The sequence below is a fragment of the Actinomadura madurae genome, from assembly GCF_047130825.1.
Lineage (GTDB): Bacteria > Actinomycetota > Actinomycetes > Streptosporangiales > Streptosporangiaceae > Spirillospora > Spirillospora madurae.
In genome coordinates this window covers 8,039,930-8,054,599 of record NZ_CP083237.1, presented here as the reverse complement: position 1 = coordinate 8,054,599, position 14,670 = coordinate 8,039,930, and the positions used below count along the sequence as shown (strand labels likewise).

Sequence of the window (14,670 nt, the reverse complement as noted above, 5' to 3'; positions counted from 1 at the left end):
TCAGTTGTGCGGCCAGCGGGGCTGGTAGCCGCTGGTCAGCCTGTCTCGGTTGTGGCGCCACTTCGGTTCCCGGTTGGCGCTCCTGTTCGTGATCGACCGCAGCGTCCGGATGAACGGCCCGTACGTGCGCAGCAGGGTGGAGGACAGGCTCGCGCCGGGCGGCTCGTCCATGAACGGCATGAACTTGTCGGGAAAGCCCGGCATCGTGCAGCCGATGCAGATCCCCCCGACGTTCGGGCAGCCGCCGACGCCGTCCATCCAGCCGCGCTTGGTGACGTTGCAGTTCACCACCGGGCCCCAGCAGCCGATCTTCACCTGGCACTTGGGCGAGTTGTAGTCGCGGGCGAAGTCGGCCTGCTCGTAGTAGGCGGCGCGGTCGCAGCCCTCGTGCACCGTCTTGCCGAACAGCCAGGTCGGCCGGAGCTGCTCGTCCAGCGGGATGACGGGCGCCTGCCCGGCCGCCTGGTGCAGCACCCAGAGCAGCGTCTCCATGAAGTTGTCCGGCTGGACGGGGCAGCCCGGCACGTTGACGATCGGCAGGCCGCCCGCGGACCGGAAGTCCCAGCCGAGGTAGTCGGCGAGGCCCATGCACCCGGTCGGGTTGCCGGCCATCGCGTGGATGCCGCCGTAGGTCGCGCACGTGCCCGCCGCGACGACCGCCCACGCCTTCGGCGCGAGCCGGTCGATCCAGGTGTTCAGCGTGATCGGCTCGCCGGTCTCGGGATCATTGCCCATCGACGTCCAGTAGCCGTCCCCGTTGATGTTCTCGTTGGGGACCGACCCCTCGACGACGAGGACGAAGGGCTCCAGTTCCCCCCGCGCGGCCCGGTGGAAGGCCTCCATGAAGTCGTCGCCGGTCTCGTAGGCGAGCACCTTGTTGTGCAGGTGGACCTTCGGCAGGCCCGGTATCGCTCCGAGGACGACGTCCTCGATGCTCGGCAGCGAGGCCGCGGTCACCGAGATCGTGTCCCCGTCGCAGCTCATTCCCTCGGAAGTCCACAGAATGTGGATCTCCTCCGTCAGTGGTCGCTCCGGAGCGACGCCCGCCATGGCTTTCCTCCCCCGAGATCATCGCCAATGCCGCCCTGCCCGCCGGGAACGGCGCGAAACACCGCCCGAAAAGCCCCCCAACCGAGTTTCTCCATTCCGTAAAAACGCCGTTTGAGCCGGGGTGATCGGGGCAGCAGACCAGCGTCGGAGCAGCGGAAACCGGGCGGGAGGACGGGTGCACGAATTGGCCGTCACGGAGAGCGTCATAGCGGCGATTTCAGCGCAATTGCCCGATTCGCGAGTGGTGGTGGTCCACCTCGACATAGGGAGACTTTCCGGAGTCATGCCGGACGCGGTGCGATTCTGCTTCGAACTCGCCGGCGAGGGGACGTGCGTCGAGGGCGCCCGGCTCGACATCACCGAGACCGACGGGGTGGGCGAGTGCACGGACTGCGGGACGTCCTTCCCCGCCCGCGACGCGCTCGCCGTCTGCCCGTGCGGCAGCGCCGACGTCACCGTCAGCGGCGGCGCCGACCTTTCGATCCGGGGCGTGGAGGTCGCCGATGTGTGAGACCTGCGGCTGCGACGGCGAGGACGCCCCGCGCATCACCCTGGAACCCGGCCGCCCCGTGCCTCTGGAACAGGTGCCTCTTGAGCAGGTGCCTCTTGAGCACGTGACGCTGGAGCAGAAAGTCCTGGCCCGCAACGACGACCTCGCCGGCCTGAACCGGACCTGGTTCGCCGAGCGCGGCATCGTCGCGCTCAACATGATGAGCTCCCCCGGCTCGGGCAAGACGACGCTGCTGGAGCGCACCGTCGCCGACCTGAGCCCGGACCGCCCGATCTCGGTGATCGAGGGCGACCAGGAGACGCTGCTCGACGCGCGGCGGCTCACCGCCGCCGGGGCCCGGACCGTCCAGGTCAACACCGGCGCCGGCTGCCACCTCGACGCCGCGATGGTGGCCGGCGCGCTCACCGCGCTGGCGCCGCCGGACGGCTCCACCGTCTTCATCGAGAACGTCGGCAACCTCGTCTGCCCCGCGCTGTTCGACCTCGGCGAGCGGGCCCGCGTGGTCCTGATGTCCGTCACCGAGGGCGCCGACAAGCCGCTGAAGTACCCGCACATGTTCCGCGGCGCCGACGTCCTGCTGGTCAACAAGGTGGACCTGCTCCCCCACGTCGACTTCGACATGGACGCCTGCATCGCCGCGGCCCGCCGCCTCTGCCCCGGCCTGGAGGTCCTCCCCATCTCGGCGACGCGCGGCGACGGCCTCAAGACCTGGTACGACTGGCTGGCCGAAGCCTGACCCGCGGGGCTACCGGTGTCGCCGCCGACGGCGGTCACCGGCACCCCGACGCATCCTGGGCGTTCCGCGCGTGGGAACTATGGCGCGTGCCTCAAAGACGACGTCCACAAGCGGCATCTGAAGGCGCGCGTGATCAGCGGTGCCCGAGGGCATGGAGACACGATCAATGATGTCCCAGCGCCCGATGTGGTCGTGGGACGCCGTATTCCGGGCGGTGTGAACGTCATGTTGTCAGAGGCCACCATGGCTTTGGCGGGAGCCGGCGGGGCCGCCGTCGTGCAGATGATGGTGAGCGACGGATGGGAGTCGGCCAAGGGACGGCTGGCGCGCCTGCTCGGCCGCGGCACCCCCGCCGAGGTCACCGCCATGGAAGACCGGCTGGAGTCCGCACGCACGCAACTGGCGTCCCTGCCCGAGAACGAGCTCGAACAGGCCATGCGAGTCCAGGCGGCCGTTTGGCAGGAGCAGCTCGCCGATCTTCTGGAGGCGGCCCCGGAGGTCGAGGAGGAACTTCGCGGCCTGGTCGGCCGGGTCGACGCCCGGCAGGGCACCACGGGCGTCCGGCAGCAAGCCGTCCTGCTCTCCGGAATCCAGATCAACCGGTTCTCCGCTCCGCCGGCGCTGGACGAGGCCATCGGCACGATCGCCGTGCCGGCCGGCCGCCGCTACGAGGACGCCCCGCTGCGCGGCCGTGACGAGCTGATCGCCGAACTGGTCGAGGCACTGTCCCGTCCCGGCTCGGCCGAGCGCGTTCACCTCCTGCACGGCCTCGGCGGCGCGGGCAAGTCCAGCGTGGCGTTGGAGGTCGCCTGCCGCGTCCAGGAGAAGGGCGCCGGCGTCTGGTGGATTCCGGCCTCCGACGCTGGACGGGTCACGATGGGCATGCTCAACCTGGCCCGCCGGCTCAGGCTCAGCGATGCCGAGATCGCCCACCGCGATGTCGCCGATCTCATCTGGGAGCGGCTGGCCGACCGCGACACTCCCTGGCTGCTCGTCTTCGACAACGCCGACGACCCCGCCGTCCTGACGATCGACGACGCCCCGCTCCCCGACGGGACCGGCTGGCTCCGGCCCGTCGCGACCGCCGCCGGGATGGCGATCGTGACCAGCCGGCACGGTCGCGTCCCGGACTGGGGCGGCTGGTGCCGTGCCCACGACGTCGGGATGCTCACCCCCGCCGAGGGGGCGCAGGTGCTGTTGGACGGGACGGGCTCCAAGGCGGGGTCCCGCGCCGATGCGGAGTCGCTCTCGCGACGGCTCGGCGGGCTGCCGCTGGCGCTGCGCCTGGCCGGAAGCTACCTCGCCCAGTCCCAGCAGATGCCGCGGATCTTCGCCGATCCCGAGCGCGCCCGAACGTTCGCGGAGTACCGCTCCGCCCTCGATGTGGATCCGCCGGAGGCGGGCTTCCCCTCCCAGCAGGTGCAGGTGTCCGATCGTGAGGCCCGCCAGATGCTCGGGCGCACCTGGGAGCTGTCGCTCGAACTGCTGGAGCGCCGCGGCACCGGGCCGGTGCGAGCCTTGCTCAACCTGCTTTCGTGTTTCGCGGACGCGCCGATTCCGTACGAGATGCTTCTCCTGCCGCGGCTGCTCGCCGAATCCGAGATCTTTCCGTCATCGACGACCGGTGGCGAGATCTGGCAATCCCTGGTCGCCCTCTCGGACACCGGACTCCTCGATCTGGATTCGCCCAGCCATGAGGAGGACATTCCTGTACTGCGCCTGCATCCGCTCGTCCGGGACGTGAGCCGTCCGCGAGAGCAGGAGGACCGCTACCTCACCACCGCGGCGAAAGTCCTGGTGGGTGCGACGCATGGCGAGCAGAGCGGATTGCCGGAAGATCCAGCGAAATGGGAAGTATGGCAATTCCTCGTCCCCCATGCGAGGCAGGTCCTCGACGCCGTCAGTGCGCTGCCCCGCCTCGGCCGGCAAGCCCGGCTGGATTCCGCGAAGGCCGCCTACATGAGCGGACGGCATCTCGCCTCCACGGGCGCCTACGCTCAGGCGAGGGCCGTTTACGCAGAAGTCTTCGCCATCAGGAGCCGCCTCCTCGGCCTCGATCACGAAGACACTCTCAGCGCCCACTACGGCATCGCCCGCATGGCGGCCGGCCAAGGCCGGTACGGCGAGGCGGAGACGGCTTTCCGCGAGATCCTCGCGTCCAGGGAACGGATCCTCGGCCCCGGGCATCCGGACACTCTCAACGCTCGCTACGGGGTCGCCCGGATGGCCGCCGCCCAGGGGCGGTACCACGAGGCCGAGCAGGTCTATCGCGACATTCTGGCCGACGGAGACCGCACCATGGGGCCCGGCCACCCGGAGACCCTCCGCGCCCAGTACGGCATTGCCCGGATGGCGGGCGAACAGGGCCGGTTCAGCGAGGCCGAGGCGATTTACCGGGAACTGCTCGGCACCCAGGAGACCAACTCCAGCGCGCCTTTCTCGGACCATCCGGAGCATCTGGAATCGAAGACCGTCTACCGGGAGGTTCTCGCCGTCGAGGAACGCGTCCTCGGTCCCGACCAACCCGATACCCTCACCATCCGCTACGCGATCGCGAGGACGGCGGCCGCACAGGGCAGGCACGACGAGGCGGAAAGGGCCTACCGCGAGGTCCTCCTGGTGGAGGAGGAGACCCTTGGGCCCGACCATCCCGACACGCTGACCACATGCCACTGGGTGGCCCGCATGGTCCTCGCCCAAGGCCGTCACGAGGACGCCGAGCGCCTCTTCCGGCAGGTTCTCGCCACACGAGAGGAGGTTCTGGGCGTTGACCACCCCAACACCCTCATGACCCGTTACTGGGTCGCCAGGACTCTGGAGACCCAAGGTCGTCGCCGCGAGGCGGAGGCGCTTCTCCGGTCTGTCCTGCGAGGGCGACGACGAGTTCTCGGCGCGGACCACCCGCACATAGACCAGACCCTCCAGGCCCTGGAGAAGTTGAACGGGGATGAACGGCGCACTTGACCTGGAGTGTGCTCCAGTTTCTAGCGTTCTGGGCGTTCGCTAACGAGGGAGCACGCCAGGATGCAGTACCGCAAGCTCGGCCGGACCGGCGTCGAGGTCAGCACCCAGTGCCTCGGCGCGATGATGTTCGGCGCCGTCGGCAACCCCGACCACGACGACTCCGTGCGCATCGTCCACAAGGCGCTGGACGCGGGGATCAACTTCATCGACACCGCCGACATGTACTCCGCCGGGGAGAGCGAGGAGATCGTCGGCAAGGCCCTCAAGGGCCGCCGCGACGACGTCGTCCTCGCGAGCAAGTTCTTCTTCCCGCTCGGTGAGGAGCGCAACGGCCGCGGGGGGTCGCGCCGTCACATCGTCCGGGCCGTGGAGGACAGCCTCCGCCGCCTCGGCACCGACCGCATCGACCTGTACCAGATGCACCGCCGCGACTGGGACACCGATCTGGAGGAGACCCTCGACGCGCTGACCGACCTCGTCCGGCAGGGGAAGATCCTCTACGCCGGGTCGTCGACCTTCCCGGCCGACTGGATCGTCGAGGCGCAGTGGGCCGCCGAGCGCCGGGGCGGCGTCCGGTTCGTGTGCGAGCAGCCCCAGTACTCGATCTTCGCCCGCTCGATCGAGGAGGCCGTGCTCCCCGCCGCGCAGCGGTACGGCATGGGCGTGATCCCGTGGAGCCCGCTCGCCGGAGGCTGGCTGACCGGCAAGTACCGGCGCGGGCAGGAGGCCCCGGCGGGCGCCCGGTTCACGCCCGCCGACGGCACGCCGCCCGCCTGGCGGGACCGCACCGTCGACGTGGACCCGAGCGCCCCCGTCCGCTACGACGCCGTCGAGCGCCTCGAGAAGATCGCCGAGAACGCCGGCCTGTCGCTGACCCGCATGGCGCTGGCCTTCGCCGGCGAGCACCCGGCGATCACCTCGACCATCATCGGCCCGAAGACCATGGACCAGCTGGACGACCTGCTCGCCGCCGCCGACGTCCGCCTCGACGCCGCCACCCTCGACGCGATCGACGAGGTCGTCCCCCCGGGCACCGACATCGCCCGCATCCGCCACATGACCGGCAACCCGTCCCTGAACCTCGAACACCGCCGCCGCCCCTGAGACGCCCGCCCCTGAACGCTCCGGCCCCGGCGCGGTCGCGCCGGGGCCGGTCCCTACCTGATCAGGGGGTCGCGGGGGAGGCCGAGGATGCGCTCGGCGATCTGGTTGCGGGTGATCTCCGAGGTGCCGCCGGCGATGGACAGGCCGCGCGAGCCGAGGCGCACGAGGGAGGCGAGCTGGCCGGGGCCGTCGGTGAAGGCGGCGTCCGGGCCGGCGAACTCGGCGAGGAGGGCGGCGGTGGCGTGGCCGTGCTCGGCGAGGACGAGCTTGGTGATGTTGCCCTCGGGGCCGGGCTCGCCGCCGGCGACGGCGCGTTCGGCGGAGCGGAGGTTGAGCAGGCGCAGGGCCTGCTCCTCGGCCGCGTGGGCGCCGACGCGCTCGGCGCCGCCGGGGACGCGGTCGCCGTGCTCGGCGTAGAGGGAGACGACGTCCGGGCCCGTCCGGCCGCCGGCACCGCCGCCGATGCTGACGCGCTCGTTGCCGAGGGTGGCGCGGGCGACCGTCCAGCCCTGGTTGGGGGTGCCGACCACGTCGGCGTCGGGGACGAAGACGTCGGAGAAGAACACCTCGTTGAACTCCGAGTCCCCGGTCGTCTGCCGCAGCGGCCGGACCTCCACGCCGGGGTGCTTCATGTCGATGACGACCATGGTGACACCGGAGTGCTTCGGCGCGTCCGGGTCGGTGCGGACGGTGGCGAAGCCCCAGCGGCAGTAGTGCGCGCCGCTCGTCCAGACCTTCTGGCCGTTGACCACCCAGCCGCCGTCCACCTTCTCGGCGCGGGTCTTGACGGCGGCGGCGTCCGAGCCGGCCTCCGGCTCGCTGAACAGCTGGCACCAGATCTCGTCTCCGTTCAGCGCGGGACGCACGAAGCGGTCGATCTGGTCCTGCGTGCCGTGCTGGACGAGGGTGAGGATCACCCAGCCGGTGATGCCGAGCTGGGGACGCCTGACGCCGGCGGCGCGGAACTCGTCCTCGATGACGAGCTGCAGCCCGGCGCTCGCCTCCACGCCCCAGGGGCGCGGCCAGTGCGGCTGGACGTACCCGGTCTCGATGAGCCGGGCCCGCTGCCCGGCGGCCGGCAGCGCGGCGATCTCCCGGGCCAGCGCGCGGATCCGCGGGCGCTCCGCCTCGGCCTCGGGCGGCAGGTCCAGGCTCGCCTCCCGGACGACCCCGGCGGTCCGCAGCCGGGTCACGTCGCGCTCGGCGGCGTGCGGGTCGAGGACGGCCTCCAGGGCCGCGGCCCGGCGCAGCAGCAGGTGGGCGTCGTGCTCCCAAGTGAAGCCGATGCCGCCGTGCACCTGGATGTTCAGGCCCGCGTTGGCCGTGAACGCCGGGAGGGCGAGCGCCGCCGCGACGGCCGCCGCCAGCTCGAACTGGTCCGCCGGCCCCGAGGCGGCCCGCGCCGCGTCCCAGACGGCCGCCGTGCCCAGCTCGGCGGCGACGAGCATGTTCGCGCAGTGGTGCTTGACGGCCTGGAACGTCGCGATCGGGCGGCCGAACTGCCGCCGCACCTTGGCGTACGCGGTGGCGGTGTCGACGCATTCGAGCGCGCCGCCGACTGCCTCGGCGGACGCCAGCGTCCGGGCGACGGCGGTGGCGCGGGCGCGGGCGCCGGGGAGCACCTCCACCGCGGCGCCGTCGAGGCGCACGCGGGCGGAGCGGCGGGACGGGTCGAGGTTCCCGGGCACCTCGACGGCGACGCCGGGGGCGTCCGCCCGCACGACGAGCAGGTCGTCGCCCGCCGGGAGGAGGAGCAGTTCGGCGAGCCCGCCGCCGAGCACGACACCGGCGTCCCCGGTGGCGGTGCCGCCGGTGACCGTCAGCGCGCCGCCCAGGCCGACGGCGGCCGTGGTGTCGCCGGAGGCGAGGCCGGGCAGGAGCCGCGCCCGCTGCTCCTCGCCTCCGGACGCGGCGATCGCGGCGGACGCCGTCATCGTCGGCAGCATCGGGCCCGGCGCGGCGGCGCGGCCCAGTTCCTCGGCGACCACGACCAGCTCCTGGAGCCCAGCGCCGCCGCCGCCGTGCTCCTCGGGAAGGTGCAGGCCGAGCAGCCCGAGCGCGGCGAAATCCGGCCAGAAGTCCGGCAGCGTCTCCTTGTCCGCCTCCAGGAGCGCGCGGTTCGCGGCGCGCGCGTCGTGGTCGCGCAGGAACGAGCGTGCCGTCCTCGCCAGCTCCCGGTGTTCGTCGCTGATGGCGATCGCCATGGCCCCTCCAAGCGTCGTGCCGTCAGACACCAGAATGTCATTCGGTTTCTGTCCGGCGCTAGGGGGCGCCGTTAGGGGCCCCCGGCTAGGGCCCCCGCTAGGCGGTCTCCGGCCCCGCGGGCGGGTGGCGGCCGAGGAAGGCGACCAGCCGGTCGGCCGGCCCGGCCCGCGGCCCCGGGTCCACGGGCCCGGCGAACAGGGGACCGCGCTCCTCCGGCACCACCAGCGGGCTGATCTTCAGCAGCTCGTCCGCCAGCGCGGACGGGATGGGACGCCCCTCCCCCGTGGCCTGCGAGATGTCCCACCCGTGCACGGCCACCTCCAGGGCGCCCGTCACCACCATCAGCCCGCCGGCCAGCCGCCGGTCACCGATCGCGACCGTTCCTCGCGCGGCGGACGCCTTCAGCACCCGCACGGCCTGCACCCGCAGGGCGGACACCGGGTCGTCCACGGGCGCCCTCTGCGCCGGCACCGTCTCGACATGCCCGAGGCTCATCCCTTCATGGAGCGCCTCAAGCGAGTCACGGACGTGCAGCAGCAACATGTGGAGGTCCCAAAGCTCACAGGGCGTCGGCCGGGTGAGCATCTGCGGCGTGACCGCCTGGACGGCCGTCAGCACGAAGCCGACCGCCCGTTCCAGCAGCCCGCCGTGCAACGCGGTCTGCGCCGTACACGTCCGCTCGCGCATGCGGCCTCTCCAATCGAGGATGACGGTCTCTGTTCTATGGACCGTCGCCGCACGCCGAAATCATCGGCGCCGTAGGGCCTGGCGGCGTTGGACCCGCCTGCGTCAGGCGGTGGCCTCCACCTCCTGGCGGGTGAGGACGGGGTCGGGGGCGGTCGGCGCGGTGGAGGCGACCGGTTCCGTCACCCCTTTCGCCACGCGGGCCTCGGCCTGGCGGAACTCGGGCAGCGGCCCGGTCGCGTCGTGCAGGGTGTTGAGGACGAACCACAGCGTCGTCCGGCGGAGCCGCAGCGTCACCGGGTTGGGCGGCCGGTAGAGGACGAGCTTGCGCGCCCACTCCGGGAGCATGTCGCGCGCCGCCCAGTCCATGAAGGGGCTGCCGGGCTCCCACGGCTTGACCTTGCCGTCCCGCAGGTTGGGCCCGGTCGCGAAGGCCTTGATCGGGGTCACCGCCAGCCGCGGCAGGTAGGACTCCAGGCACTCGGCGACCTCGGCCTTGGAGGCGGGCAGGTCGGTCCCGCCCAGGGCCTCGCCGACGCGGACGAACTCGCGGTAGTAGCGCTCCAGGTCGTCCCCCTTGAGCGGGCGCCGGTGGTAGCGCTCGTGCGCGGTGGCGAGGCCCCAGACGACGGTGGCGTAGTTCCAGCGCAGCCATTCGGGGTCGTCGGCGTCGTAGGGGAGCCCGTCCGGGCGGGTGCCCTTGACCGTGTGGTGCATGGCGCGGACGGTGCGGGCCAGCCGCTCGGCGGTCGCGGTGGAGCCGTAGGCCGTCCCGATGAAGAACGACAGCGAGTGCCCGAGCCGGACCGCGGCCCCTTCCGGGTCGATGTTCCCGGTGGGGACGCCGTCGACGCGCTCGGGGATGCGCGAGTGGTCGTAGGCCATCCAGCTGATGCTCGGGTCGAGGCCCTCGATGTAGGCGGCGCCGACCAGGCCGAGCATCAGGGTCGGCAGGTGCGAGTGGACGTACCAGACCGCGCTGTCCGGCCCGAACCAGCCCGGGTCGCCGTCCGGTCCGGCGAAGTCCAGGCCCTTGAAGAACCTGGAGCGGATCTCGGTGTCGAAGGCGCGCTCGAACCGTGCCGCGATGACGTTGCTCTTCGGTGCCATGCCGTGCTCTCCCGGGCCCATTCTGGTGACATGTGTATCCAGAGTAAGTGTCTGGGTACACGCGTGTCCAGACTTGCTAGGGTGTGCGCCATGGCGACCGCGCGCACGGCCACGTCCACCCGGTGGGCCGGGGTGCCCGCCGACCGCCGCCGCGACGAGCGGCGCGCCATGCTCGTCCGGGCCGCGTTCCGGCTGTTCGGCGAGGAGGGCGAGGCGGCGCTGACCGTCCGGGCGGTGTGCCGCGAGGCCGAGCTGCACACCCGCTACTTCTACGAGAACTTCGCCGGCACCGGCGACCTGCTGGCGGCCGTCTACGACCGGGAGGCCACCGCCCTCGGCGAGGACCTGGCCCGCGCCCTGGACGAGGCGGGCCCCCGGCCGGACGTCCGCACCCGCGCCGGCATCCGCAGCGTCCTGCGGTTCATCAGCGACGACCCGCGCAGGGGACGCGTCCTGTTCGCCGAGGCGCGCGGCAACGAGGTGCTCGCCGAACGGCGCCGGGCCGCGCAGACCGCGCTGCTCGACGGCGTGCTCGCGATGAGCAGCGCCGAGAACCCCGGGCTCCCCGTCGTCATCGCCGCGACCATGTTCACCGGCGCGATGACCGAGCTGGCCCAGCAGTGGGCGGACGGCCGGCTGGGCGACGACCTCGACGCGGTGGTCGACCACGCCGTCGAGCTGTCGCTGGCGCTCCACGCGACCGCCGCGCGCCACGTCCCGTCCGGCTGAGCCCGGCTGAGACCGAGCCGGTGATCAAGGTTGGCGGGGGCGCCCGTTTTTGACTCGATCAACTTGCGCCCGCCTCTAGCTTCCCGAATCAAGTTCTAGTATCCAGGAGTCATCACTTCGACAGGCGGCCCGTCCCGCGGGAGGTACCAGTGCAGACCAGAGCGGCGATCCTGTGGGAACCGCACACCGACTGGAGCATCGAGGACATCGAGCTCGACGACCCCAAGGCGGGCGAGGTCAAGGTCAAGTTCGCCGCGTCGGGGCTGTGCCACTCCGACGAGCACCTGGTCACCGGGGACATGGTGCTCGACCCGGAGATCGCCAAGCTCATGGGCTGGGAGCAGTTCCCCGTCATCGGCGGGCACGAGGGCGCCGGCGAGGTCGTGGAGGTCGGCCCCGGCGTGACCACGCTGCAGGAGGGCGACCACGTCGTCCTGTCCTTCATCCCGGCCTGCGGCCGCTGCCCCTCGTGCGCCCGCGGCCGCCAGCACCTCTGCGACCTCGGCGCGGTGCTGCTCGCCGGACGGCAGATCGGCGACATGACCGCCCGCCACCACTCCAAGAGCGGCAAGGACCTGGGCATCATGTGCTGCACCGGGACCTTCTCCCCCTACACCGTCGTCAACGAGGCCACCGCCATCAAGATCGACGACTGGATCCCGCTCGACAAGGCCGCGCTGGTCGGCTGCGGCGTCACCACCGGCTGGGGCTCGGCGGTCAACGCGGCCGGCGTCCAGCCCGGCGACACCGTCGTGGTGATCGGCCTCGGCGGCATCGGGATGAACGCGGTGCAGGGCGCGGCGATGGCCGGCGCCCGCCACGTCGTCGTCGTCGACCCGGTCGACTGGAAGCGCGAGAAGGCCACCGAGTTCGGCGCCACCCACTCCGCCGCGTCCGTCGAGGAGGCCATGGCCACCGTCGGCGAGATCACCTGGGGCGCCAACGCCGACAAGGCGATCCTCACCACCGGCGTCGCCACCGGCGACCTCGTCGCCCCGATGATGGGCATGGTCGCCAAGGGCGGCCGCGGCGTCGTCACCGCCGTCGCGCCGATCGTCCAGGAGGACGTCAAGCTCAACCTGTTCGACCTCGCGATGCAGCGCAAGGAGCTGGTCGGCTGCATCTTCGGCAACGCCAACCCGCGCCGCGACATCCCGCGCCTCCTGCGCCTCTACGACGAGGGCAGGCTCAAGCTGGACGAGCTGGTCACCACCACCTACGAGCTCGACGACGTCAACAAGGGCTACCAGGACATGCGGGACGGCAAGAACATCCGCGGAATGATCAAGTACTGATCTCCCGGGGACGGGCGGCGCCTCGCGCCTCCCGTCCCCCGGCGGCGGGCCGGGTTCCGGCGGGCGGGAGCCGCACCTCGAACAGGGCGCCGCCCTCGGGCGCGTCACCGACCGTGATCATCCCGCCGTGCGCCAGGACCAGGTCGCGGGTGATCGCCAGGCCGAGCCCGGAGCCGCCGTCGTCGCGGCTGCGCGCCTCGTCCAGCCTTACGAACCGCTCGAAGATCCGCTCCCGGTCGTCCGGCGGCACCCCGGCGCCGTCGTCGGCGACCCGCAGCACCGTCGCGCCCTCCTGCGCGCCCAGCCCCACCCGGATCCTCCCGGCCGCGTGCCGCTCGGCGTTGTCGAGCAGGTTGGACAGGACGCGGGCCAGCCGCGTCCGGCTGCCGAGGGCCCGCGGGGCGCCCGCCACCTCGGCCTCGATGGCGAGGGCGCGGCCGCCCGCGGGACGGCGCCGCAGCTCCTCGCGCACCAGCTCGGCCATGTCCACCGCCACCGCCGGCGCCGGGTCCGCCCCGGCGTCCAGCCGGGCCAGCAGGAGCAGGTCGGCGGCCAGGTGCTGGAGCCGGACGACGTCGGCGGCCAGCTCGGCGACGTCCAGCAGCCGGGGATGCGCCGCGCCCACCTCCAGTTGCGTGCGCAGCGAGGCGATCGGCGTGCGCAGCTCGTGGGCGGCGTCGGCGACGAACCCGCGCTGCCGGGTCACCGACCGCTCCAGGGCGGCCAGGGTCTCGTTCGTCGTGCCCGCCAGTTCGGCCACCTCGTCCCGCGTCCCCGGCACGGGGACCCGGCGGGTCAGGTCGCCGGAGGCCGTGATCTCCGCCAGCTCGCCGCGGATCGCCGCCACCGGGCGCAGCGCCCGCCGGGTGACCAGCCAGGTCACGGCGGCGACCACGGCCAGCAGCAGGGGCAGCCCGGCGAGCATCGCCCGGCCCACCGCGGCGACCGCGTCGCGCGTGGCGGTCAGGGCGGCGCCCGCGTAGACGGTGACGGTCTCGCCCGCGGGAGTGGTCGCCTCCACCGCGGCGAACCTGTAGTCGTCGGCCCGCCCGCCCATGGTGGCGCGTCCCGTGGCGTGCCGGACGTCGTCGGAGACGTGCCCGGGGCGCGGGTCCTCCTCGTCCAGGTCGTCGTCCCCCTCCCCCGGCAGGGCGCCGGCCCCCGGCCGCGCCGCCGCCGCGGAGCCGCCCGTCCCGGAGCCGCCCGTCCCGCTGACGGCCTCCAGCTGCTCGCTGGCCGCGCGCACCCGGCCGGACGCGTCCACGATCTGGATCGGGCGCTCCTCGGTGTCGTCCAGGTCCAGCCGGTGGACGGGGGTGCCGGTGGCGAGCTTGGCGGCGATCTCGCGGGCGCTCATCTCCGCCTGCAGGTCGGCGTGCCTCGCGAGGTTCGCCCGCAGCAGGGACATCACGGTCAGCCCCGCGACGGCGAGCGCCACCGCGACCACCGCGGTCGCGCCGACCGTGGTGCGGGCGCGCACCGAGTCGACCAGGCGCGGCATCAGCCGCCTCCGTCCGGCCGGACGGCACTGCCCGGCCCGAAGGCACCGCCCGGCCGGTCGGCGCCCCCGTTGGTGGCCAGCCGGTACCCGGCGCCGCGGACCGTGGTGATCGACCGGCGCCCGAACGGCGCGTCCAGCTTGCGGCGCAGCGCGCTCACGTAGACCTCGACGATGTTGGGGTCGCCGTCGAAGGCGCCGTCCCAGACGTGTTCGAGGATCTGCGACTTCGACACCACCTGGCCCGCGTTGGACGCCAGGTGCTCCAGCACCGCGAACTCCTTGGCGGTGAGCTCCACCTGCACGCCGGCGCGCAGCACCCGCCGGGCGGCGGGCTCGATGGTGAGGTCGCCGAGCTCGATGAGCGGCGCGGCGCCCCGGGTGCGGCGCCGCAGCAGGGCCCGGATGTGGGCGAGCAGCACCACGTAGGAGAACGGCTTGGTGAGGTAGTCGTCCGCGCCGATGTCGAGCCCCTCGGCCTGGTCGTACTCGCCGTCCTTGGCGGTCAGCATCAGGATCGGGGTCTCGTCGCCCGCCGCGCGCAGCGCCGAGCAGACCCGGTACCCGTTCATGCCGGGCAGCATGATGTCGAGCAGGATCAGGTCGTAGTCGTTCTCCAGCGCCCGGCCGAGGCCGGTGGCGCCGTCGTGCGCCGTGTCCACCGCGTAGCCCTCGGCGGCCAGCCCCTGCGCCAGCGACCGGGCCAGCCGTCTCTCGTCCTCGACGATCAGCAGGCGCATCGCGGTCCGGCCCTTCTCATCGCCACTGCGTGTTGTGATTGACT

12 protein-coding genes are annotated in these 14,670 nt (G+C 72.7%); 6 read left to right on the top strand and 6 right to left on the bottom strand.

Annotation, left to right across the window (positions count from 1 at the left end; genetic code table 11):
* Positions 1–1,050, bottom strand: coding sequence for a hydrogenase expression protein HypE (locus K8Z49_RS37350; RefSeq protein ID WP_021597136.1), 1,050 nt, complete (start codon positions 1,048–1,050; stop codon positions 1–3).
* A 121-nt stretch (positions 1,051–1,171) separates the two neighbouring features.
* Between K8Z49_RS37350 and K8Z49_RS37345 the strand changes: the two genes are divergently transcribed.
* The 4 genes from K8Z49_RS37345 to K8Z49_RS37330 all read left to right on the top strand — a co-directional run bounded on the left by K8Z49_RS37345 (position 1,172) and on the right by K8Z49_RS37330 (position 6,365).
* Positions 1,172–1,561: a hydrogenase maturation nickel metallochaperone HypA gene (locus K8Z49_RS37345; RefSeq protein WP_308209778.1), complete on the top strand. Its 390-nt coding sequence runs from the start codon at positions 1,172–1,174 to the stop codon at positions 1,559–1,561.
* The gene (gene hypB / locus K8Z49_RS37340; RefSeq protein WP_412516369.1) at positions 1,554–2,297 is read left to right on the top strand and encodes a hydrogenase nickel incorporation protein HypB; all 744 of its coding nucleotides are present in this window, start codon (positions 1,554–1,556) and stop codon (positions 2,295–2,297) included. Before K8Z49_RS37345 ends, hypB begins: the two co-directional genes overlap by 8 nt.
* Before the next feature lie 243 nt (positions 2,298–2,540).
* A complete protein-coding gene (locus K8Z49_RS37335) occupies positions 2,541–5,261 on the top strand; it encodes a tetratricopeptide repeat protein (RefSeq protein ID WP_152563947.1) in 2,721 nt (906 codons plus the stop codon).
* Between the two features lie 60 nt (positions 5,262–5,321).
* Positions 5,322–6,365, top strand: coding sequence for an aldo/keto reductase (locus tag K8Z49_RS37330; RefSeq protein ID WP_075023621.1), 1,044 nt, complete (start codon positions 5,322–5,324; stop codon positions 6,363–6,365).
* A 53-nt stretch (positions 6,366–6,418) separates the two neighbouring features.
* Here K8Z49_RS37330 and K8Z49_RS37325 read toward each other — a convergent pair whose 3' ends face one another.
* The 3 genes from K8Z49_RS37325 to K8Z49_RS37315 all read right to left on the bottom strand — a co-directional run bounded on the left by K8Z49_RS37325 (position 6,419) and on the right by K8Z49_RS37315 (position 10,364).
* The gene (locus K8Z49_RS37325; RefSeq protein WP_412516368.1) at positions 6,419–8,569 is read right to left on the bottom strand and encodes an acyl-CoA dehydrogenase; all 2,151 of its coding nucleotides are present in this window, start codon (positions 8,567–8,569) and stop codon (positions 6,419–6,421) included.
* Between the two features lie 97 nt (positions 8,570–8,666).
* Positions 8,667–9,257: a TIGR03086 family metal-binding protein gene (locus K8Z49_RS37320; protein ID WP_412516367.1), complete on the bottom strand. Its 591-nt coding sequence runs from the start codon at positions 9,255–9,257 to the stop codon at positions 8,667–8,669.
* A 102-nt stretch (positions 9,258–9,359) separates the two neighbouring features.
* The gene (locus tag K8Z49_RS37315; RefSeq protein ID WP_412516366.1) at positions 9,360–10,364 is read right to left on the bottom strand and encodes an oxygenase MpaB family protein; all 1,005 of its coding nucleotides are present in this window, start codon (positions 10,362–10,364) and stop codon (positions 9,360–9,362) included.
* A 90-nt stretch (positions 10,365–10,454) separates the two neighbouring features.
* On the opposite strand from K8Z49_RS37315, the gene K8Z49_RS37310 reads away from it, so the two are divergent.
* Positions 10,455–11,093: a TetR/AcrR family transcriptional regulator gene (locus K8Z49_RS37310; protein ID WP_075023617.1), complete on the top strand. Its 639-nt coding sequence runs from the start codon at positions 10,455–10,457 to the stop codon at positions 11,091–11,093.
* A gap of 149 nt (positions 11,094–11,242) precedes the next feature.
* On the top strand, positions 11,243–12,388 hold the full coding sequence (locus tag K8Z49_RS37305; protein ID WP_021598082.1) for an NDMA-dependent alcohol dehydrogenase: 1,146 nt from the start codon (positions 11,243–11,245) through the stop codon (positions 12,386–12,388).
* On the opposite strand, the gene K8Z49_RS37300 is transcribed toward K8Z49_RS37305, so the two are convergent.
* Positions 12,378–13,889 carry a sensor histidine kinase gene (locus K8Z49_RS37300; protein ID WP_024934993.1) on the bottom strand — a complete coding sequence of 504 codons (1,512 nt, stop codon included), beginning with the start codon at positions 13,887–13,889 and terminating at the stop codon, positions 12,378–12,380. The two genes, K8Z49_RS37305 and K8Z49_RS37300, sit on opposite strands and share 11 nt — an antisense overlap.
* Positions 13,889–14,626, bottom strand: coding sequence for a response regulator transcription factor (locus tag K8Z49_RS37295; protein ID WP_412516365.1), 738 nt, complete (start codon positions 14,624–14,626; stop codon positions 13,889–13,891). The genes K8Z49_RS37300 and K8Z49_RS37295 overlap by 1 nt, the downstream gene beginning before the upstream one ends.
* Positions 14,627–14,670: the final 44 nt, after the last annotated feature.